This is a genomic window from Fusobacterium sp. DD2, from assembly GCF_018205345.1.
In the GTDB taxonomy this organism is placed as follows: Bacteria; Fusobacteriota; Fusobacteriia; order Fusobacteriales; family Fusobacteriaceae; genus Fusobacterium_A.
This window is the reverse complement of record NZ_JADRHM010000148.1, coordinates 1-335: the sequence shown is the minus strand read 5'-3', so window position 1 is coordinate 335 and position 335 is coordinate 1. Positions and strand designations below refer to the sequence as shown.

Annotated in this window: 1 pseudogene; it reads right to left on the bottom strand. The window is 24.8% G+C overall.

What is annotated here, in order from left to right:
- Nucleotides 1–334: pseudogene (locus IX290_RS11510) on the bottom strand (RNA-guided endonuclease TnpB family protein); the annotation flags it as partial.
- Nucleotide 335 lies beyond the last annotated feature (1 nt).

Below are 335 nucleotides of genomic sequence, written 5' to 3'. Positions count from 1 at the left end.
TATTCTTAGGAAGATAACCAGGAAGTTTAACTTTAGCATTATATATTCCCTTATTCTTCTTTTTAAGAAGTCCAAAGAAAGATTTAAAAGAACCATCAACTTCTTTGAGAATCTGTTGTGACATATTAGAATTAAGAGTTTTATAGTTATCACTACTTTTTAAAAGAGAATTATTTTTTTGATAATTAAGATATTTATTTTCTTGAAAATAGTACTGTCTAATATTATACACTGCTTGATTATATAGATTTTTAGCAGTATGGGAAAGTTCTCTAAGAGAAAGATATTCTTCTTTAGAAAGATGTTTAAGTTGTTGTTTAACTGTAAGATACATA